This is a genomic window from Paenibacillus lentus, assembly GCF_003931855.1.
GTDB classification, from domain to species: Bacteria; Bacillota; Bacilli; order Paenibacillales; family Paenibacillaceae; genus Fontibacillus; species Fontibacillus lentus.
Map to the genome: position 1 here is coordinate 1,066,779 of NZ_CP034248.1, position 20,580 is coordinate 1,087,358.

Sequence of the window (20,580 nt, forward strand, 5' to 3'; positions counted from 1 at the left end):
CATTGATCAAAGAATTAAATTACTTAGGATGGCAGGATGACCGTGATTTCTGTCCCGGTTCCGGGATCGCTGCGTACTTCAATATGACCGTGATGCAGATCCACGATTCTTTTGACGATCGCCAGGCCCAGCCCGTTGCCGTTATGTACCCTGTTGCGGGAGCGATCCGCTTTGTAGAATCTTTCGAACAAATGGGCTTGATCCTCCGGTGCAATGCCGATTCCCGTATCTTTGACCGTCACAGCAACCTGGTGGATGCCCGGCCGAATGTAAATGGCGATTATGCCGCCTTCTGGAGTAAAGCGGATACTGTTCCCCAGCAGGTTGATCCACACCTGATCCAGCTGGTCGCGGTCGCCGCAAATTTTGACGACGGGCAGATCTAGATTGATCGAAATCGATTTGGCGGCCCATTGCGGTTCAAGAGCAACAGCTGTTTGGCGGATCTGTTCATCGAGCCGGAATGAGGCAGGATGGAAAGGGTGATGCTTTGATTCAAGTGAGGCGAGCTGCAGCAGGTTATCACTCATTCGGGACATTCGCTCACTTTCCGCGATAATGATGCCAAGATAACGATCTCGCTCCATATGGCCGAGCGTTTCGTTCTCCTTCAGCGCTAGGGCGAAGCCACGGATGGATGTGAGCGGCGATTGAATTTCGTGGGAGACGTTGGAGACGAAATCCTGGCGCATCTCCTCGATTTGCTGGAGCTGCCGCCGCATTTCGTTAAAGCTCTGCACCAGTACGCCCAATTCGTCTTTGCGCCGCGCCTTCAGTTCGCTGCTAAAATCTCCTTGGGCCATCCGCTTCGTCGCCTCTGTCATTTTACGCAAAGGCTGGATCAAAAAGGCAGCCTCCACGACAAAAAACAAGCTGCCGCCCACCAACAGGACAGCGATCCCGGTAAGGATGATGCCGCCGATCGGATAACTGATCTGGCTGTTTGAACTTGGCTCGATAAACATGGCATAGGTATGGTCTTGATGAGCGAAAGGCAGCCCCACATAGATATGCCCTTCGGAGGTGACTCCCTTCAAGGTTTCTCCTTGAAGTACGCTCTCGATTTGCTCTCGACTTACCTCGATTAGGGAGCTCGAGCCATACTTTTCCTCGGACAGGGAGCTGTCGAAGATTTGCATGCTGACCATACTGGCCAGATCCTTGATGTCGTCCATCACTAGGGCCCGGCGGTCGTATCCAACCCGCTCGAAAATCCGGATCAGGCTTTGGCCCAGCGTAATCATAGTTTCCTGGGTTTGATCCTGGATCTGACGCTGGTATAGATAGCCGATAATGATCGTGGAGGTCAGCAGGCTGACGAGAATGGCCACCAGAAACATCACGACGATACGGACGTATAGTGATTTGATCATTTTTCCACCACAAGCCGGTAGCCGAGTCCGTATACGGTAGCGATATGAAAGGAAGGAGGCTCCTGATCGTTTGCAGAAAAGCGTTCGCGCAGCCTTTTGATATGGACGTCGACCGTCCGGTCATCCCCTGTATAGTGGGGACCCCAGATTTGTTCGATTAGCTGCTCGCGGGTAAAGATCTGCCCGGGATAACTTCCGAGCTTAAATAAAAGCTCGAACTCCTTGGGTGGGAGTATGAACTCTTCGGAACCCCGCCTTACTTTATAGCTTTGGCGGTCCAGCAATATGCTGCCAAGCTGAATGCTTTGGGAGGAAGCGATTTTGTAGCGCTTGAGCAGCGCTTTGATACGGGCCACCAGCTCGAGCGGCTCAAACGGCTTTACGACATAATCGTCGGCACCCAGGTCAAACCCCTTTATTTTTTGCCCAGTCTCGCCTTTCGCGGTAACCATAAGCAGCGGCGTATCCGGGTATAGGCGACGCAGCTCGGCGCACAACTCCCAGCCGTCCATAACCGGCATCATGATATCGAGTACAACCAGGTCGATGATTTCCTGCTCCATCAATTTCAGTGCCATGGCACCGTTTTCGGCCTGAATGGGATGGAACCCTTCATTCGATACATAGAGACAGATCAGTTCACGTATATGTGGATCGTCATCAACGAGCATAATAGTGGGCATGGGTATAATTATCCTCCTTAAGCAACTGGTAAAAATGGGTAAATATATGTATGATCTAAAGCGACCGGGATTGTCACCACTAATGATAGAGTAACAGTTTTTGGCAGGAGCATTCAATACTTGCTCTTGGCTTTCTAATAGCTGATGCTACTTAGGATATGGTAAGATAGAAGAAGAGTGGCCAAGGCCTGAGAGTTTGGGGTGAAGTACAATATGCAAGGTAAAATTTTAGTCGTGGACGATGAGCGTCCAATTGCGGATATTTTGAAATTTAATTTAGAGAAAGAAGGATACGAAGTCATCCTGGCTTTCGACGGAATTGAAGCTGTAGAGCTGGCGTTCACCGAGCAGCCGAATCTTATTCTGCTGGATCTGATGCTGCCGGGTAAGGATGGTATGGACGTATGCAGGGAGGTGCGCGCCAAGCTGCAGACACCGATCATTATGCTGACCGCTAAGGACGGCGAGATTGACAAGGTGCTTGGCCTGGAGCTTGGAGCTGATGATTATGTCACCAAGCCGTTTAGCACCAGGGAGCTTCTCGCCAGAGTGAAGGCGCAGATGCGCCGGCAGCAGAGGCCAGCTCAGCTGGAAAGTGCAGAAGGCAAGCAGGGAATTAGCTTGTTCGAGCTGTTGATTGATACAGATATGTATACGGTATATAAGAACGGTGAACCGCTTGATCTGACTCATCGGGAGTTTGAGCTAGTTCATTATTTGGTAAAGAACGCCGGAAAGGTGATGACTCGGGAGCACCTGTTGCAAGCGGTTTGGGGGTATGACTATTTCGGGGATGTACGCACGGTGGATGTGACGATCCGCAGGTTGCGGGAGAAGATTGAGAGTGATCCGAGCAAGCCGGAGTATATTCTGACCCGGCGCGGGCTCGGCTATATGATGCGCAGCTCCAAGGCGGGTGGATTCTAGGATGAATCTGCCCTCCTTCTTCCGTACGATCCAGGCTAAGCTGATCATCATTTACGTGCTGCTGATCCTGATCGCTATGCAATTGATCGGGGTCTATTTCGTGAGCGCGATGAAAACTTCGCTGACCAGCAACTTTACGAAAGAGCTGCAGGAGCGGGCGGCATTGTTATCGGTTCTGGCTGCGCAAAATCTGGGGGTTACCGGAGAATCGGCAGATGCATCGCTAGATAATTTAAGCGTTCTCGTCAACAATTTATTCAATATTAACGGTGCCGAGATCCAGGTGTTGGATGCGAGTGGCCGGGTTCTGACGACTTCGAAGCCGTCTCACGCCGACTATGTCGGAACGAAGAATACGCAAACAGTAGTCAGCCGCGCGCTGCAGGGCATACGTGATAATGAAGAATACATGATCGATGAAGATAATGTCCGCAAGAAAGTGGTGGCCAAGCCCGTCATAAGAGACGGAAAGACGGTTGGCGCCATTTATATTGCGGCTTCTATGACAGAGCTATATAACACAATGGAGCGGATTAATAGTATTTTTATTTCCGGTTTATTGCTAGCTCTTGCTTTGACCGCTGTGTTGGGCGTAATTCTTGCTCATACGATTACTTCGCCGATTAAAGAGCTGACCCGGCGCGCAACTGCCGTAGCGGAGGGGAATTTTCACCAGAAGATGCCGGTGCTTGGCAATGATGAGATCGGCCAATTGAGCAAAGCATTCAACTACATGACGAGTCGGCTGCAGGATGCGCTGGCTCAGAACGAGGAAGAGAAGGAGAAGCTCGCTTCGATTCTTACCAATATGAGTGATGGCGTAATCGCGGCAGATGAGAAGCACCAGGTTATTCTAATGAACCGTCGAGCCAGCGAGATGCTGCGGGTTCAGGAGCAGGCGGTAAGTGGGAAGGATATTATGACGCTGCTTCATTTGCCGCTGGAGGAACGCGCCGTGCTGGAGCGGGGAACGATGCATTCCACGATTCTGGAGATCGATTCTCCAGAAGGGGATACATTTCTTATTCGCGTCACATTTACACCGATTCATCGGCGGGAGTTTGGATTGAGCGGTACGATCGCTGTGCTGCAGGATGTAACGGAGCAGGAGAAGCTGGAGGCTTCCCGCAGGGAGTTCGTCGCGAACGTTTCACATGAGCTGCGCACGCCGCTGACGACGATCAAGAGTTATACTGAGGCTCTGGAGGATGGTGCGCTGGAAGACCCGGAGCTTGGCCCGCGGTTTGCCTCCGTGATTCAAAATCAGACGGATAGGATGATTCGCCTTGTTACGGATTTGCTTCATTTATCCCGTCTCGATTCCAAGGAGGCTTTGCTGCGTAAGCAATCTACCGGGGTGCTGGAAATGCTGGAAGAGGTCGTGGATCGCTTTTCCTTTCAAATGCAGGAGAAGGAGATTCATCCGGAGATTTTTATCGAGGATGGTGTGGACACGGCATGGATGGATCGGGATCAGATTGATCAGGTGTTGGACAACCTGATTTCCAATGCGATGAAGTATACACCGGAAGGTGGGAAAATTACGTTTGAGGCTCGCAGGGTGGATGATGGAATGATAGCCATTTCTGTTAAGGACAATGGAATCGGCATTCCTAAGCGTAATTTGGATCGTATCTTTGAACGGTTCTATCGGGTGGATAAGGCCAGGGCGCGCAATATGGGAGGTACGGGTCTAGGTCTATCCATTGCCCGGGAAATTGTGAGGGCCCATGGTGGGGCGATCACTTTAGATTCCGAGCTGGGGGAAGGCACCACAGTTACCTTTACACTGCCGACACAGGAACAAGGAGGCGAAGGAAAGTGAAGGAAAAGGTGAAATCGCTCTTGCTCACTTTTCTTATCGTTTGCAGTTTAGTGCAGAGTTATTTCCTGATTTATCGGCTGCCGGGCAGTAATCCTGTAGTCAAGACAGAGAATGACTATATCAAAACGGTGAATATGGGCGCAGAGATGCGGGCCGAAGAGCTGATATTTCCCGCACAAATCTCTATTCATATGGGTGACAACCGTCATACGGTTTTTTATCCGGATTCGATGTTCTACGACCTGATTTATTCGCGCTTGAAGGGCCGGATGTTTGAAGGGTTTCAGCGTTATCCCGTGGACAATTTGAACTGGTCAGAGATTCGCAGCCGGTATGCGGGTGTGGAGCTGCAGTTTGGCAGCGGCGTACCCGTCTCCCTTCTGCAGAAGGTAATGCAAATTACTGCTGATCCTATATTTGAGAAAGAGAGCGTCCACCGGGTGCTCATTTACAATGGGGAGAATGAAGAGCGGGCACGAGTGTTCTTTTTTAGCTCGCAGGGGGATGTCGTGTACGAAGCGACGAAGGCGGATTTAACGGTACAGGACGTCAAGCAGCAGGTTGATTTTGGAAAGGACTGGATTCCGTATACGCTGAAGGATGGCTATTACATCCCGGAAAAGCCGATCGATATGGTGGAAACTGTACTGAAGATAGGTGTTTTCTCAACAGAGCAAATTCAGAGCAGCTTGTTCTTTGACCCGAGCATTACGAGGATTATTCGGGAGAAAGACGGCTCAGAAATTTATACGGACAGCAGAAGAAGTCTGCAAGTGAAACAGGATGGGAATTGGATCAATTACACCGATCCAGCGGCACCGTCCGCAGGTGAGAACAGCCCGGCGAAGAACGCATTGTCCTCGATCGATTTCATAAACCAGCATGGCGGCTGGAATGGCAGCTATCGTCTGGAGCAGGTGGACGGTCTGGAGGAGATGGATACGGTCGTTTTCCGTCAATACTTCGGGAAGGGACAGTTTGGGGCTTTTCCGATTATGGATTTTAACAATTTTCGCTACGGCACCATATCTCTCGACATGCGTCAAGGCACAATTACGGGATACGAGCGGTCTCTAATGTACGTTAAAGCAGGAGATTGGGAGAAGCAGGTCGTTCAGCTGTCTAGCGGTAAAGAGTTAAAGGATAAGATCGGACGGCTGTCTGGCATTGTTAATTTGTATCCGGCGTATCTCCCTTCGTTAAGCCAGGAGGGGCTGCTGCTGAGGCCGACCTGGATTGTCGAGCTAAAAAGCGGTGCTGTGCACGAATTGAAATAAGTTATTTAAACCAAGGGAGGTCATGGAGTATGGATTGGGGCAGAGCTAAAAATGTGCTCATTTACGCTTTTTTGCTGCTGAATTTAGTGCTCGGTTACCAGCTCTGGAGTGATCTGAGGGAGCAGGCAGATTCCAATCCAGACCTTACATCCCTGGAAAGTAATATACAAAAGATCATGGAGAGCAAACGCATTAAGGTGTTGGCACAAATTCCAAGCGATACACCGCAGCTGCGTAAAATTTCATACCGTTTTGTAGACGGGCAACAGAGCCATAAGCTGGTTCATCTGCCGACGCCTGTGGATAGTAAGCTGATTTTTACACCGAAGGAGCTAGCCAATGCATTACGGTCGAGTTTGCCGGATATTGGGGATTATCGCTATGACGAGTTTGCCGGAAGCGAGAGCGTATTTGTGATGCATCCGCTGGTGGACGGAAAATGGCCGCTTTTTAAAATCAATTTAGAGCTGCACTACAGTAACCAGAAGATTGTATCGTATCGCCAGGATATCATCGAGATTAATGAATCTGCAGATGAGAAGGAGCAGCAGGTGCTTTCCGCGCCCAAAGCTCTGGGCAACTTGATAGAGAATTTTTTGCCTGAGGGTGCCGTCGTGACAAGCATTGAGCTTGGTTATTACGGGCAGGTGTTTGACTCGGACGCTGACCTTCCGGCTTCGCCGGCATGGCGTTTCCTGCTGGAGAGTGGTGAGGAGTATTATGTACAGGGTATTAGCGGGGACGTTATCAGTCCAAACACGAAGGAATCAAAGGAGTAATGGGGAATATGGGCTTACGATTTACGGTACTGTCGAGTGGTTCTACCGGGAATGCAACGGTGGTTACTGATGGAGAGGTAACATTGATGATTGATGCGGGGTTTAGTGCCCGCCGTATAGATGAGTTGCTGCTTGAGCGCGGATTGACGGGGGAGAATTTGACGGGCATACTGGTGACCCATGAGCATTCTGATCATATAAAAGGGCTTGGGCCAGTAGCGAGAAAATATAATCTGCCCATTTACGCCAATGAGAAGACGTGGCAGGCGATGGAGAAATCGATTGGCAACATTGCTGAGGAAAATCGTTGTCTTCTGGGAACGGGAGAATCACGCGATTTTGGTTCTATGCGAGTAGAATCGTTCGGCATTTCGCATGATGCGGCCGAGCCTGTCGGCTATAGTTTTAGCGACGGGCGGGAGAAGCTGAGTGTTTGTACCGATTTGGGCTATGCCAGTGATAAAGTGAAGCAAGCCATTGCGGATTCCGATGTGCTTGTACTTGAGGCGAATCATGATATCGAAATGCTGCGCATGGGGCGTTATCCCTGGAACATTAAACGGCGCATACTTGGCGATATGGGGCATCTATCGAATGAGGCTTCCGGCGAGGTGCTTAGCGAGCTGCTGAACGGCCGCATGAAGCGAGCCTACCTAGCTCATCTCAGCCAAGAGCACAACATGCTGGATTTAGCCAAAATGTCGGTTCGCAGCGCCATGGAGGATCGCGGTTGCTTCTACCGGGACAGCGAATTCCGTCTTTGCGACACTTATGCGGATCGTCCTACGCCGTGGGATAAGGTGGGCGAGCGTTAATGTGCTCCAGCTCGAAAGCTCTTTGTGCAATTTCATCACGGCTAAGAACGCCCTTCTCAATGAGCAGCTCCATCATGGCGCTTAGCGCCAGTAGCTGCTGGTAATGATCTTCCTTGAGATCGGCTAATTTGGCCAAGATATTGACCTCATTCATCGGGGAGAAATAAGAATCCATAATCATCCTCCTTAAGTTGAAATTCCCGGTATTTCCCTCCATGGAAAAAACCTTCAGTAACGCGTCGTATATGATAGAATGAATCTATGAAGATATCGCAAGAAAAACTACCGCTAACCGCGGTCTGTCTGTTTAGAGCTTACAACGATAATGTTTTTCTTTAGATATCAAACTGAAATACATCTGGCATAGCATCTTGATATCGCAAGAAAAACTACCATTAACCGCGGTCTGTCAGCTTAGAGCTTACAACGATAATGTTTTTCTTATTAGTGTAGTCTATTATGAGTGGAAACATTCCCTAATGCTTAAAAAATTAAAGAATCGCGGGAAGCCAGCAACTTCATACTGAACCATCTCGTCAGAAGGTAAGGGTTTGTACGGACATATGGCTTTGCCTACCCGGAATAAGGTGAAGTAGAGCTTCACTTCTTTATGATTACAAGTTGTGAGAATGAGACGTACGGGAGCAAATGGCCTGGGAGCAGAGTCACGGAGGGAGAGAGTTCGGATGGGATTGTTTGATGACGATTTTTATTCCACGAAGGTATCGCGGCGGTACGAGCGTAGAATGGAGAGCAATCGCGGCTGGAAAAGAAGGAAGCGCGGCTCGGGATGGTCGACACTGCAGATTTCGATCGTCTCTTCTGTGCTCAGCGCGATTGTGGCGGTCCTGATGTTCAGCTTCATTACGGGTCTTCCTTCTTCTAAGGCTAGTATTGGCTCCGGTGGAGGGGCTATTTTCGGCGGCGATCTTGACCCGTTCAGCCGCATTAGCACGGCTGCTGCTAAAGTCGGGCCAACGGTCGTTAGCATTCTGAACCATAACGAATTGTCGGGCGGCGATCCAGAGCAGGCGGCATTAGGATCTGGGGTTATTTTTAAGAAGGAGAAGGGCAAGGCCTTCATTATTACGAATGCGCATGTTATTTCCGGAGCGAGCGATTTGGAAATCTTGACGAGCAGTGGTGATTCTAAAGAAGCTAAAGTTGTGGGGCAAGATGCAATTAGTGATATTGCCGTTTTGGAAGTCGACGATAAGGGGATTACTTCAGTCATTACGCTGGGTGATTCCACCAGCCTGCGGCCAGGCGAGACGGTGCTTGCCATAGGAAATCCGTTGGGTCTCGGGGGGACGCTGACTTCAGGCATTATCAGCTATACGAGCCGTGTGATTCCTGTATCGATCAACCAGGACGGCAACTATGACTGGGAGCAGGAAGTGATTCAGACGGATGCGGCGATCAATGACGGCAATAGTGGAGGGGCGCTAGTCAATCTAAACGGTGAGTTGATTGGTATTAATACGATGAAGATCGCTGATATGGGCGTTGAAGGCCTTGGATTCGCAATTCCGGTCAGCGAGGTCATGAAATCGGTCGACGATTTGATGGAGTTCGGGAGGGTGGCTCGTCCATTTTTGGGCGTATATACTCTGAATTTGAACAATCCGTTCTCTGAGTTTAGCGAGGAAGATTATCGCGAATTGATGCTGCCGAAGGATGTAAAGGAAGGTGTCATTGTGCTGGAGGCTCACGGTCCGGCGAAGTCGGCGGGGCTAAAGCTAAATGATGTCATTGTCCAGCTTGATAAGCAGCCGATCCATTCGACGCTTGATCTACGCAAGTACTTGTATGGGCACAAGAAAATTGGTGAAGAGCTGGAGGTCAGCTTTTATCGGGACGGCGAGTTGCAGCGAGTTAAGGTGAAGCTCGCGGATAAGCCTGAAGATGCAGAGCTGGAGGACGATATATACGAGGGAGAGTATGATTCCGATCAGGAATTCCGCCTGGATGAATAGTAGAGCGTTGAGCTTAATCCACAGTACCTGTAATAAGTGTCTGTTTTGAAGCGAATGAAGTTAATATAAGGGATCACATTACGAGATAGCCGCATGAAGCACGGTGAAGAAGTAATTGTGGTCCCTTTCTTGCGATAGAAGGAGGTAGATGAAATGACAGCTCCGTTTGCAAGCAAGATGAGACCGCATTTACTTCAGGAGATGGAACGAGCGCCCCTTGATTTACTCATCATCGGCGGTGGAATTACTGGCGCTGGAATTGCCCTAGATGCAGCTGCCCGGGGTATGAGAGTGGGTCTTGTCGATATGCAGGACTATGGGGCGGGTACATCGAGTCGATCGACGAAGCTCGTTCATGGCGGGTTGCGTTATTTGAAGCAACTCAACATTGGCATTGTGGCTGAGGTGGGTAAAGAACGGGCGATTGTGTATGAGAACGGACCGCATGTGACGCTGCCGGAACGAATGCTCCTGCCAATTTATAAGGAGGGCACGTTCGGCAGGTTCAGTACGGCGCTTGGGCTCAAGGCATATGATTACTTGGCTGGCGTGAAGCGGGGGGAGCGCCGACAAATGTTGAACGCGGAACAGACGCTGATGAAGGAGCCGCTGCTGCGCCAAGAAGGTTTGCAGGGTGGGGGCTATTATGTGGAGTATCGCACAGATGATGCCAGGCTAACGTTAGAGGTGCTAAAGGAAGCGGCGGCGCATGGAGCGCTTGCCGTGAATTATGCGTGTCTGGAGCGGTTTAGTTATGAAGAAGGCCGGGTTGTGGGCGCAGAAATTGCGGATGTTCTAAGCGGCCGGGTTGTTAGGGTGAGGGCTAGGCGAGTCGTGAATGCAGCTGGCCCATGGGTGGATACGCTGCGGCAGCTCGACGGCTCGAAGCAGGGCAAACGGCTGCTGCTGACCAAGGGAGTTCATCTTGTGGTGGATCAGCGTCGTTTTCCGCTTAGCCAGGCCGTGTACTTCGATACGCAGGATGGCAGAATGATGTTCGCCATTCCTCGCGACGGTAAGACGTATATAGGTACTACGGATACGGAATATGCAGGGGATATGACGCATCCCCGCATGACAGAGCCGGATCGGCAGTATTTGCTCGATGCGGTGAATGGCATGTTCCCGGAATTGAGGGTTACGGAGGAGGACATCGAATCCAGCTGGGCGGGCATCCGCCCGCTCATTTACGAGGAAGGGAAAGGTCCTTCGGAAATATTCCGCAAGGATGAGATCTGGCAGTCGGATTCCAGGCTGATCACCATAGCTGGCGGCAAGCTGACGGGCTACCGTAAGATGGCGGAGACTGTGGTGGATCGGGTTGCGGCTCAATTGGAGGAGGAAGCTGTAAAGGCTGTACAGGATTCAGAAGCACTGGAAGCAAAAGGAGCAAACGCAGCTGTGGCGGGGGAGGCAGTTGAGGAGGCGGAGATCATCCCACCGACCGCCAAGACTGAAACAGCGGAAGAGCCTGCTGCTGCACCCCGTGTGTCTGATGCGGCTGGCCTTCCTTTGGAAGTGAGCATGCCATTGTTGTACGCGATGGAGTATGAGATGGCGGTGACGCTGGAGGATTTTTTTGTCCGCCGGACAGGAGCGTTGCTGTTTAATATCGATTGGGTAAGGAAATGGAAGGAGCCTGCTGCCGTGTATATGGCATTGTATTTGGACTGGAGCGCCGAGGAGCAGGCTCGTTATTTGGAGCAACTAGAGAAGCAATTGCATGATGCAGTCGTGCCAGAGGATGCAGTGGAAGGATAGCACGCAGGATGATGCGAGAACGGGGTATATTTACAGTACAATTTGTGAGGAAAGATAGTTCCTTTTTGCCCCGGAGTGTGGTAGAACTGAAAAGGGTATACTGTGTTTACGTGGAATCGAGAGTCGGATCGTGAGACGTGCTAGAGAAAGGATGCTTTCACTTTATGTATGTAGTTTGCAAAGATCATGTAGAATTAGCGATCGATATGTTCGTGGACGAATTCGAGGAGGCTCCGGACATTGTCGATCTGGATCAAACGAAGTTTATCGAATGGGATCCCCCTGTGACTTGTGAGGAATGCGAGCAGCGGGCGAAGTTTTTGATTATTTGAGACACGGTCAGTCCTCTGAAAATGCAAAATGTACATCGATAGACGTTATTTGTTATGCAAGGGCAGCCTACTTCTTTTTATAGGAGGAGAGCTGCCTTTTTGTGTCTGGCCCAGGTAACGGCACTATCTGAGGGGAAGCTAGCCCGCTATATTTAACAATTTATGTTGAGTTGAACTGTTAGGCGTTGTGCTACCGCCCAATTTTTTTATAAAAAAAGATCGCAACATTGTGGATGGATAACAATGTCGGATATTAAACAGAAGTGTATAGTTAAACCATAGATGTTATTTAAAAAAATCTTTTGGTTGCGTATCCATGCACTGAATTGGACTCGGATTCGGTGCCGAATCTTGAATTCAACGAGGTCAAGCATAGGCCTTATTTTTTTGAAAGCGTATGATTGCAACGAATTTTTGGCACGGTGTGATACCGGTTGAATTCCAGATAAAGAGGATCATTAGGAGTGATGGAATGAAGATTTTGATAGTGCCTGACTCATATAAAGGGAGTCTTAGCTCCAAAGAAGTAGCCGATTGTATGGAGCAAGGCATTTTGGACGTACTGCCTGAAGCGATAGTACACAAAATTCCTATTGCCGACGGTGGCGAGGGTACGGTTGAGGCTATTCTTAGCGTTACCTGCGGGGAATCTCGAGAATTAGAAGTGATAGGGCCGCATGGGGGCCCGGTAACCGCCACTTACGGTGTTTATGATAATGGGCGATCCGCCGTCATTGAAATGGCTTCGGCATCGGGGATTATGCTGATGTCACAAGATAGTTTAAATCCATGGGGCGCGACAACTTATGGTACGGGACAGGTTATTAAAGCCGCACTTGAGGAAGGTGCCCGTAGGTTGGTGATCGGTATTGGAGGAAGCGCCACGAACGACGGCGGCGTTGGTATGGCACAAGCGTTGGGTGTTCGTTTTCTAGACGCTGCAGGGGAAGAGATCGGATTTGGCGGCGGCGAACTGCAGCGTATTTGCTCAATCGATATGAGCGGCATCCATCCGACAATCGCCCAATGCGAAATAACGATAGCCAGCGATGTGACAAATCCGCTATGCGGACATAAGGGGGCAGCTCATGTGTTTGGCCCACAGAAGGGTGCGACCCCTGAGATGGTTGTCAAGTTGGATGAAGGCCTTAAACATCTTGCGATGATTATCCGGGAGCAGGTCGGCATTGATATTGAGAATGTGGCGGGAGCAGGAGCAGCAGGTGGACTTGGCGCTGGCCTCATGGCTTTTTTAAACGCAAAGATGGCTCGGGGGATCGACATTGTGCTTGAAGCTGCCCGGTTTGATGAGGTAGTTCGTGATGCGGATTTGGTCTTTACAGGAGAAGGCCGAACCGATGCGCAGACTGTATTCGGAAAAACGCCAGCTGGGGTCGCGAAGCTATCCAAAAAATACAATAAACCAGTCATTTGTATTTCTGGCGGAGTCACGACGGAGGCTTTTGAAATTTACAATATCGGCATTGATGTAATTATTGGAGCGACACAGATTCCTATGACATTGGAAGAAGCTATAGGAAAAACGCCAGCCAATATCCGCCATGCTGTATCCTCCGTGTTGCGAGCGATTCTAATTCCAGAGAAATACGGCATTGGCCGTCTCAGGAAGTTACCAGTGGTCTAGCTAACAATAAATTTATATACTTATCAAATTCGGAGGTTCTTACCATGATGAACGAGACAACTAAGCAGGAGCCGGCAGCATTTGCGGGAACGCCGATCATTACAGAAATGACTGTCATTCCGGTTGCCGGTCATGACAGCATGCTTCTGAATCTAAGTGGCGCACACGGCCCGTACTTTACGCGCAATATTGTGATTTTGAAGGACAACTCTGGCAGAACCGGTGTGGGTGAGGTACCCGGCGGGGAGAACATACGCAAAACGCTTGAGGATTCACGTGATCTGGTAGTTGGTCAATCTATTGGCACTTATAACAATATTCTAAACCAAATGCGCATTGCCTTCGCAGACCGTGATGCCGGCGGACGTGGGCTGCAAACGTTCGATCTGCGCGTTGCTATTCATGCTGTCACGGCGATGGAAGCCGCGCTGCTTGATTTGGTCGGTCAATATCTCGGCGTTCCCGTAGCCGCTTTGCTTGGGGAAGGCCAGCAGCGCAAGAAGGTAGAGATGCTCGGATACTTGTTCTATATCGGCGACAGAAATAAGACGGATCTCCCTTATTCCACACCTTACGAAGCCAACGATGAATGGTATGCTGTTCGCCGCGAAGAAGCCATGACGTCGGAAGCGATTGTACGTCTGGCCGAAGCCGCCTATAAGAAATACGGATTCAATGACTTCAAGCTTAAGGGGGGGGTGTTGCGTGGTGAAGAGGAAATCGAAGCAGTTACAGCTTTGGCTGAGCGTTTTCCCAATGCTCGCATTACACTGGATCCCAATGGCGGTTGGCTTTTGAAGGACGCTGTGCGCCTTTGTCGTGATAAACACCAAGTATTGGCTTATGCCGAGGATCCTTGCGGGGCAGAGGAAGGATATTCAGGACGCGAAATAATGGCTGAGTTTAAAAAACAGACGGGACTGCCAACGGCTACGAATATGATTGCAACGGACTGGCGCCAATTGGGGCATACCCTAAGCCTGCAATCTGTTGATATTCCGCTGGCTGACCCGCATTTTTGGACGATGCAGGGCTCTGTTCGCGTCGCGCAGCTTTGCCATGAGTGGGGGCTGACCTGGGGGTCACACTCCAACAACCATTTCGATATATCATTAGCAATGTTTACGCATGTAGCCGCGGCGGCTCCCGGTACTATTACAGCGATCGATACCCATTGGATTTGGCAGGAAGGAGAAGATCGGCTTACGAAAGAACCGTTTCAAATTGTTGATGGTATGGTCGAGGTTCCTGAAAAACCAGGATTAGGTGTAGAAATCGATATGGAGCAAGTTATGAAGGCGCACAAGTTGTATCAGAGCATGGGACTTGGCTCTCGGGATGATGCTGTGGCAATGCAGTATTTGATCCCGGGCTGGAAGTTTGATAACAAACGTCCTTGCATGATGCGTTAAATAGACCTGATTTAGTAATCTAAAGGAGGAATTATAAAATGAAGAAGGTTGGATTTATTGGGCTTGGGATCATGGGAAAGCCAATGAGCTTGAATTTGATCAAAGCTGGCTATAATTTGGTTGTTCTTGACAGAAACTCCGAGGTAGTAGAGGAATTGAAAGCAGCAGGTGCGACCGTTGCTGTTAATCCTGCAGATGTGGCTAGACAGGTGGAAGTCGTCATTACGATGCTGCCCAACTCTCCACATGTGATGGAGGTAGTACTCGGCGAGAACGGTATTATCGAAGGAGCTAAACCAGGTACTGTTGTCATCGATATGAGTTCCATTGCTCCGCTCGTCAGTCAAGACATCGCTACTACACTTGAGCAGCGGAGCGTTGCCTTCCTGGATGCCCCGGTTAGTGGCGGAGAGCCGAAGGCGATCGACGGTACTCTGTCAGTTATGGTCGGCGGAGACAAGAAGCTGTTCGATGAGTACTATGATCTTCTGAAGGCGATGGCGGGCTCTGTAGTACACACTGGCAAGGTTGGTGCAGGGAACATTACCAAATTGGCGAATCAAGTGGTTGTTGCTCTAAATATTGCCGCCTTGTCTGAAGCATTTGTCTTGGCCAATAAGGCAGGGGTTGAGCCAGAGTTGGTATTTGAAGCGATTCGCGGCGGATTGGCAGGAAGTACGGTCATGGAAGCGAAAGCCCCATTGATGCTGGATCGGAAGTTCGATCCTGGCTTCCGAATCGATTTGCATATTAAGGATTTAACGAATGCACTGGAAACTTCGCACGGCATCGGTGTACCGCTTCCGCTTACCGCTTCGGTGCTGGAAATGATGCATGCGCTCAAAGTGGACGGTTTGGGAACTGCCGATCATAGCGCGCTGCTGCAATATTATGAAAAGTTGGCCCATACAGAAGTTAAACGATAATCTGCGAGGAGATGTCGCTATGGATACCGATTTTATTCGCGGGGTAATTCCCCCGATCGTTACGCCTGTGGACGACAATGAGCGTCTGGATGAGCAGAGCTTTCGGTGCATTGTGGATCATGTAATTGAAGGCGGAGTCCATGGAATTCTGGCGCTGGGCAGCAATGGGGAGTTTTTTGGACTTGATCCGGAGGATCTTGGACGTGTGGTGGCTGTTACGGTTGAGCAGAGTGCGGGAAGGGTGCCGGTTTATGCCGGCATTGCCGCTATTTCAACAAGGGAAGGGATTAGGCAAGCGCGCTTGTACGAGGAGTTGGGCGCGCAGGCTATTTCCATTTTACCGCCGATGTTCGTAACACCGACTGAAAACGAACTATTTCATCATTTTAAGAAAATTGCGGAAGCTACGTCCCTGCCTATTTTGCTATACAACAACCCGGACAAGGTCGGCAACAACATCTCGCCGGGCTTGCTCGAACGCTTGGTAGAAGTGCCTAATATCGTTGGAATGAAGGACAGCAGCGGAGATCAGACGCTGACGGCTGAATTTATCCGCCGTACAAGGGATAAAGGGTTCAAGGTACTGGCGGGCAGAGACATTATGATTTTGAGTACGCTCGTTTACGGCGGTGTCGGCTGCGTAGCATCCACAGCTAATGTTGTTCCCCGGTTGGTTGTAGAAATATACGACAAATATATGGATGGGGATATCCAAGGTGCCCTGGAGGCTCAATATAGGCTGGCGCCGCTGCGTATGGCCTGGAATCTTGGAAGTTTCCCCGTGGCTACTAAAGATGCCGTCAATTTGATTGGCCTTAAGGCGGGGAAACCGATTCTTCCCAACACAAGCTGCTCGGAAGAAAACTTATCGAAAATAAGAACTATTCTGAAGGATATGCAATATCTCTAGAAAAGTATATCAGAATTTTAACATCTTCAAACATCGGTCTGCGCTATGATAAGCAAAGAGGGCCGGCTACGCGATCCGTAGCCGGTTTTTCTTATATCGCTGTCTGGGGGGATTCTTGATGAAAATTACAACTGAACTGGCATTGCCGATCGCAAGTCAACTGATGTCCGTTATGGATTTTAACATCAACATTATGGATGATCAGGGAATAATCGTAGCTAGCGGCCAGTCTCAACGCATCGGTCAGCAGCATGAAGGGGCCTTGCAGGTGCTGGTGACCCGAACTCAACAATTAATCGGAGAAGAGGAGTGCCGCAATTTGCCGGGCTCCAAACCGGGTGTCAATCTGCCCATTGAATTTCAAGATAATGTTGTGGGTGTAGTAGGGATTACTGGCAATCCTGAAGAGGTCTATAAATTCGGCACTATTATCAAGATGAATGTGGAGATTTTATTGGAACAAATCCATATGAATAAACAGCTGCATTTTCGAAAAATGGCGCTGGAGGGTTTCATTAATGAATTGATCGTTCCTCACAATCTACGTGAGAAAAAGCTAAAGATGACCGCTCGTTCGCTACAGATTGATCTTAATATGGAACGGAGTATCATGGTCGTGGAAATTGAGGAGATGAAGTGGTCCGAGGAGATGGAGAGCAGCGATTTGTTGCAAAAGATCAATGAGCGGAAGGAACAGTTTTTGAATGGTTTGAAGGTATTAGTCAGCTTCCACTCGTTTTATGCTTATATTGAGGACGGCGCATTTTTTATCGCTGTACCGGCAGAGGATCAGTTTCAGAAGCCGATCTATGCAAAAATAGAGCAATATATTCAAAGGTTTGACTATCGTTATTATATTGGTGTCGGGAAATTCCGCTCGGGTCTTGAAGGATATAGAGCTTCATATAATGAAGCTCGCAGCTGTATACGCCTAAGCAAGAGATTTCAGCAGGCGTCTCAGGCAACCTGCATTGATGATTGGGGAATTATCCCTTACTTAGATTTGATCCCGCAGTCTGTACAGAAAGAATTTATGCAGCAGCACAAATGGTCTGGTCAGCTGAACGAAGACCACAAGCAGACTTTAAGAACATTCCTGGATTGTAATCTGGATGTCAGGGAAACGGCTGCGTTGTTGCATGTGCACCGAAATACGCTGTTTTACCGGCTGGACAGGATTTCTCAGCTTTTGCAATTGGATTATCGCAAGTTCAATGATCTGTTCAAAATTAAGCTGCTGCTTACCTTTGAACAATTGCAAAATTAGGATAGGCATCGAGGGCTTGTGCTATTGTACAATTTTCTCGCGGAAAATGTCGAAGTTTTTGGATTAGCAAACGATGTGGGGACAAAGGCACAGTGATATATTTTATGTATCGGGGGACAAGCTAATCGTCCGAGGGCACCGGAAAGCACTTTTATATGACGGGAAAAGCAACTTTGAAATCGTTAACAAAAGGGCGAAGAAAGTCCCGCGCGTCAATAAACAATCATGAAGGTGCTTTCATACCAACGGGAGTTATGCAGTGTCTCAATAATACTTAAAGTAATGGGAGGGAATATTTTTGAAAAAGACATTTTTATACGTATTAGCAGCAGTTATGGTGTTTACGTTGCTGCTCAGTGGATGTGGTTCCAAGGACAACAGCAGCAACGCTGGTCAAGCCAATGAGTCTAACGCTCCGGCAGCAGAGAATTCTACGGGGACTGAAGATATTACTAAGAAGGTTCCAGAGGGGCAAATGATGATCACTCCGATGCTGATCGGCTATCAAAATGCCGAAATTGAGATTACATGGCAGCCGAACCCGAGCCAGTCGTTGGAAGCGACTTCGCCAGCTCGAGTAGATTACCTGACTAAGAAAATGAAAGCTTGGATTGAAGAGCATCCCAACGTAAAGATTAAGCCAATCAGTACCTCAAGCAACTCTGGCGATAACATGGCTAAGCTGCAGCTCAAGCTTAATGAAGGAAGTGCACCGGATGTGGCTGCAGTAGACTCCTTCATGATGCCGACTTTCGCTGAGTATGCACAGCCTTTGAATGATGCTTTCGCCGCAAAAGGCATTTCAATGGATGATTACTTCCCGTTCATGCACAGTACCATGCAGCCGGATGGGCCAGGTGGAGATATTTTAAGTGATTGGTACACAACAGACGTTCGTGCTTTGTACTACAGAAAAGATTTAATTGATACACCGCCGAAGACGGTTGACGAGTTGATTAGCACAGCTAAACAGCTGCAAGAGAACAATAAGGGAATGACAGGACTCATCTATGTCGCAGGTCGTAACGAAGGTGCAGTTAATAATCATCTGGGCATATATTGGAGCCAGGGCTTCCCATTGTTGAACGAAGACAATAGTCTCGCATTTGCAGATGGAGATGCGAATAAGGCCATGCTGAACTTCCTCTCATTCTTCGAGAATACAGTGGGAGAGGGTATTTCACCACAAAGAATTGTAGAATTTGACAAGGAATCAAGCATGTTTGGAGATTTGACCACAGATAAATTTGGTATGTTTATCGCTTCAAGCTCGGCTGTACCCCAGTTAAGAGAAATAATAGGTGCTGATGCTTTTGATGCGAAGTGGGGAATTGCCGAGCTGCCGGTCGTCAATGCAGGCGATACAAGCAGCTCATCTGCAGGCGGATGGACAAACGTGGTGTTTGCCAAGGATAAATTTAAAGCAGATCTGGCTGCTGATTTTGTACTAAGTCTCTATTCAGACGACTCGGCTGCCGGTGAATGGTGTGAGATCGGCGGGTTCCTTCCGACAAGAAAGTCGGTCTTTGATACGACACCAGCCTTCGCCGAGGACGAGTACTATAAGAGCTTTGCAGCCTATCTAGATCAAGCGCAAAGCCGGCCACCGGTGCCTGAGTACACGACACTATCGAGCGAGTTGCAGATTGCCATTGGTAATATTGTTACTGGTTCCAAGACGGCCGAGCAAGCTTTGCAGGAAGTTATCAAAAAAGCAGGCAAGTAATTTAGGGAGTGAAACGCATGCTTCAAGCCGCAACTGAATCATCTAAAAAGGGGATAATACGCAAGCTGTCTCGGGGGCCCTTCTTCTGGATTGCTCCATTAATTCTAGTATTATTGGTCACCTTCGTATACCCGGCTTTTGAAGTGATTCGCTATAGTTTTACCGATGCATCGCTGACGGGAAAAGATTATTCCTACACACTCAGCTCATATATTCAAATATTTAGTGATAAACAAATTTATACAACGTTGTGGACAACCTTTGTCTTCGTCTTCTTCAGCGTCGTTGGTCAGACGGTTTTGGGGCTTGCGATTGCGCTTGCCATTGTAAAAGGAGAGGAGCTTAGGCTTCGCGGTACGGTATTTGTACGTGTGGTCACCTTGCTGGCATGGGCCATTCCAGGTGTTATCATCGGGGTCATTTGGAAGATATTCCTGAATGAATCCGAGTCCGGAATTCTAACTTCTATGCTTAATGCTGTAGGTATTAACAACGTGACATTCCTAACGGCTGCTGGATCGGCGCTGGTCTGTACGATCGTCGCCAATATTTGGAGGGGAACGGCCCAAAGTATGATTCTTTCTTACTCCGGGTTAAAGACGATATCCAAGGATATTCTGGAAGCGGCTGATATTGATGGCGCTTCTGCCTGGCAAAGATTGATTCACGTAACCATTCCTTCCATCCTATCGGTGATATCGATTAATGTCATATTAAATATTATCGCGACCTTCAATACCTTCGACATGGTCATGGCGCTGACTTCCGGTGGTCCTGGTAATTCAACAGAGATTCTTGCCTTATCCGCCTATAATCAAATCTTCGTGCATATGAATTTAGGCTCGGGTTCGGCTTACGCCACGGTTCTTCTCTTAATTAACGGATTGATGGCGGCCTTCTACTTCTGGTTCCTTAGACGCAGCAGCGACAACACTTGATTACTTTA

18 protein-coding genes are annotated in these 20,580 nt (G+C 49.0%); 15 read left to right on the forward strand and 3 right to left on the reverse strand.

Going from position 1 to position 20,580, the window contains the following annotated elements; all coding sequences use genetic code 11:
- Positions 1–23 precede the first annotated feature (23 nt).
- Positions 24–1,373 carry a sensor histidine kinase gene (locus tag EIM92_RS04890; protein ID WP_125081722.1) on the reverse strand — a complete coding sequence of 450 codons (1,350 nt, stop codon included), beginning with the start codon at positions 1,371–1,373 and terminating at the stop codon, positions 24–26.
- Positions 1,370–2,056 (reverse strand): response regulator transcription factor, encoded by a 687-nt coding sequence (locus tag EIM92_RS04895; RefSeq protein ID WP_125081723.1) that lies wholly within the window; start codon positions 2,054–2,056, stop codon positions 1,370–1,372. The genes EIM92_RS04890 and EIM92_RS04895 overlap by 4 nt, the downstream gene beginning before the upstream one ends.
- 213 nt (positions 2,057–2,269) lie before the next feature.
- Between EIM92_RS04895 and yycF the strand changes: the two genes are divergently transcribed.
- The 5 genes from yycF to EIM92_RS04920 are packed head-to-tail and all read left to right on the forward strand — an operon-like array spanning position 2,270 to position 7,679.
- A complete protein-coding gene (gene yycF, locus EIM92_RS04900) occupies positions 2,270–2,983 on the forward strand; it encodes a response regulator YycF (protein WP_125081724.1) in 714 nt (237 codons plus the stop codon).
- A gap of 1 nt (position 2,984) precedes the next feature.
- A complete protein-coding gene (walK, locus tag EIM92_RS04905) occupies positions 2,985–4,808 on the forward strand; it encodes a cell wall metabolism sensor histidine kinase WalK (RefSeq protein WP_125081725.1) in 1,824 nt (607 codons plus the stop codon).
- On the forward strand, positions 4,805–6,085 hold the full coding sequence (locus tag EIM92_RS04910) for a YycH family regulatory protein (protein ID WP_125081726.1): 1,281 nt from the start codon (positions 4,805–4,807) through the stop codon (positions 6,083–6,085). The genes walK and EIM92_RS04910 overlap by 4 nt, the downstream gene beginning before the upstream one ends.
- A gap of 29 nt (positions 6,086–6,114) precedes the next feature.
- Entirely contained in the window at positions 6,115–6,864 is a 750-nt protein-coding gene (gene yycI / locus EIM92_RS04915) for a two-component system regulatory protein YycI (RefSeq protein WP_125081727.1), read from the forward strand.
- A gap of 8 nt (positions 6,865–6,872) precedes the next feature.
- Complete coding sequence (locus EIM92_RS04920; protein WP_125081728.1) at positions 6,873–7,679, forward strand: MBL fold metallo-hydrolase; 807 nt, start codon at positions 6,873–6,875, stop codon at positions 7,677–7,679.
- On the opposite strand, the gene EIM92_RS04925 is transcribed toward EIM92_RS04920, so the two are convergent.
- Entirely contained in the window at positions 7,648–7,854 is a 207-nt protein-coding gene (locus EIM92_RS04925) for a hypothetical protein (protein ID WP_125081729.1), read from the reverse strand. The two genes, EIM92_RS04920 and EIM92_RS04925, sit on opposite strands and share 32 nt — an antisense overlap.
- Before the next feature lie 511 nt (positions 7,855–8,365).
- Between EIM92_RS04925 and EIM92_RS04930 the strand changes: the two genes are divergently transcribed.
- The 10 genes from EIM92_RS04930 to EIM92_RS04975 all read left to right on the forward strand — a co-directional run bounded on the left by EIM92_RS04930 (position 8,366) and on the right by EIM92_RS04975 (position 20,572).
- The gene (locus tag EIM92_RS04930; protein ID WP_125081730.1) at positions 8,366–9,655 is read left to right on the forward strand and encodes a S1C family serine protease; all 1,290 of its coding nucleotides are present in this window, start codon (positions 8,366–8,368) and stop codon (positions 9,653–9,655) included.
- Between the two features lie 153 nt (positions 9,656–9,808).
- Positions 9,809–11,416, forward strand: a complete 1,608-nt coding sequence (locus EIM92_RS04935) for a glycerol-3-phosphate dehydrogenase/oxidase (protein ID WP_125081731.1) — start codon at positions 9,809–9,811, stop codon at positions 11,414–11,416.
- A gap of 164 nt (positions 11,417–11,580) precedes the next feature.
- Entirely contained in the window at positions 11,581–11,748 is a 168-nt protein-coding gene (locus tag EIM92_RS04940; RefSeq protein WP_110930627.1) for a CxxH/CxxC protein, read from the forward strand.
- Positions 11,749–12,220: 472 nt separating this feature from the next.
- On the forward strand, positions 12,221–13,393 hold the full coding sequence (locus EIM92_RS04945) for a glycerate kinase family protein (RefSeq protein WP_125081732.1): 1,173 nt from the start codon (positions 12,221–12,223) through the stop codon (positions 13,391–13,393).
- A gap of 47 nt (positions 13,394–13,440) precedes the next feature.
- Positions 13,441–14,805 (forward strand): glucarate dehydratase, encoded by a 1,365-nt coding sequence (gene gudD, locus EIM92_RS04950; protein WP_199925792.1) that lies wholly within the window; start codon positions 13,441–13,443, stop codon positions 14,803–14,805.
- A gap of 38 nt (positions 14,806–14,843) precedes the next feature.
- The gene (gene garR / locus EIM92_RS04955) at positions 14,844–15,731 is read left to right on the forward strand and encodes a 2-hydroxy-3-oxopropionate reductase (protein ID WP_125081733.1); all 888 of its coding nucleotides are present in this window, start codon (positions 14,844–14,846) and stop codon (positions 15,729–15,731) included.
- A 19-nt stretch (positions 15,732–15,750) separates the two neighbouring features.
- Positions 15,751–16,641 (forward strand): dihydrodipicolinate synthase family protein, encoded by an 891-nt coding sequence (locus EIM92_RS04960; protein ID WP_125081734.1) that lies wholly within the window; start codon positions 15,751–15,753, stop codon positions 16,639–16,641.
- Positions 16,642–16,759: 118 nt separating this feature from the next.
- Positions 16,760–17,908: a CdaR family transcriptional regulator gene (locus tag EIM92_RS04965; protein WP_110930632.1), complete on the forward strand. Its 1,149-nt coding sequence runs from the start codon at positions 16,760–16,762 to the stop codon at positions 17,906–17,908.
- Positions 17,909–18,206: 298 nt separating this feature from the next.
- Positions 18,207–19,634 (forward strand): extracellular solute-binding protein, encoded by a 1,428-nt coding sequence (locus tag EIM92_RS04970; protein ID WP_110930633.1) that lies wholly within the window; start codon positions 18,207–18,209, stop codon positions 19,632–19,634.
- 17 nt (positions 19,635–19,651) lie between these two features.
- On the forward strand, positions 19,652–20,572 hold the full coding sequence (locus EIM92_RS04975) for a carbohydrate ABC transporter permease (RefSeq protein ID WP_110930634.1): 921 nt from the start codon (positions 19,652–19,654) through the stop codon (positions 20,570–20,572).
- Positions 20,573–20,580 lie beyond the last annotated feature (8 nt).

What these genes read in the sequence shown, in the direction of transcription:
- EIM92_RS04925 (WP_125081729.1), bottom strand. Translation starts at nt 7,854, where the DNA reads ATGGATTCTTATTTCTCCCCGATGAATGAGGTCAATATCTTGGCCAAA.
- EIM92_RS04940 (WP_110930627.1), top strand. Translation starts at nt 11,581, where the DNA reads ATGTATGTAGTTTGCAAAGATCATGTAGAATTAGCGATCGATATGTTC.
- EIM92_RS04895 (WP_125081723.1), bottom strand. Translation starts at nt 2,056, where the DNA reads ATGCCCACTATTATGCTCGTTGATGACGATCCACATATACGTGAACTG.
- walK (WP_125081725.1), top strand. Translation starts at nt 2,985, where the DNA reads ATGAATCTGCCCTCCTTCTTCCGTACGATCCAGGCTAAGCTGATCATC.
- yycI (WP_125081727.1), top strand. Translation starts at nt 6,115, where the DNA reads ATGGATTGGGGCAGAGCTAAAAATGTGCTCATTTACGCTTTTTTGCTG.
- EIM92_RS04920 (WP_125081728.1), top strand. Translation starts at nt 6,873, where the DNA reads ATGGGCTTACGATTTACGGTACTGTCGAGTGGTTCTACCGGGAATGCA.
- gudD (WP_199925792.1), top strand. Translation starts at nt 13,441, where the DNA reads ATGAACGAGACAACTAAGCAGGAGCCGGCAGCATTTGCGGGAACGCCG.
- EIM92_RS04930 (WP_125081730.1), top strand. Translation starts at nt 8,366, where the DNA reads ATGGGATTGTTTGATGACGATTTTTATTCCACGAAGGTATCGCGGCGG.
- garR (WP_125081733.1), top strand. Translation starts at nt 14,844, where the DNA reads ATGAAGAAGGTTGGATTTATTGGGCTTGGGATCATGGGAAAGCCAATG.
- EIM92_RS04975 (WP_110930634.1), top strand. Translation starts at nt 19,652, where the DNA reads ATGCTTCAAGCCGCAACTGAATCATCTAAAAAGGGGATAATACGCAAG.
- yycF (WP_125081724.1), top strand. Translation starts at nt 2,270, where the DNA reads ATGCAAGGTAAAATTTTAGTCGTGGACGATGAGCGTCCAATTGCGGAT.
- EIM92_RS04890 (WP_125081722.1), bottom strand. Translation starts at nt 1,373, where the DNA reads ATGATCAAATCACTATACGTCCGTATCGTCGTGATGTTTCTGGTGGCC.
- EIM92_RS04960 (WP_125081734.1), top strand. Translation starts at nt 15,751, where the DNA reads ATGGATACCGATTTTATTCGCGGGGTAATTCCCCCGATCGTTACGCCT.
- EIM92_RS04965 (WP_110930632.1), top strand. Translation starts at nt 16,760, where the DNA reads ATGAAAATTACAACTGAACTGGCATTGCCGATCGCAAGTCAACTGATG.
- EIM92_RS04935 (WP_125081731.1), top strand. Translation starts at nt 9,809, where the DNA reads ATGACAGCTCCGTTTGCAAGCAAGATGAGACCGCATTTACTTCAGGAG.
- EIM92_RS04945 (WP_125081732.1), top strand. Translation starts at nt 12,221, where the DNA reads ATGAAGATTTTGATAGTGCCTGACTCATATAAAGGGAGTCTTAGCTCC.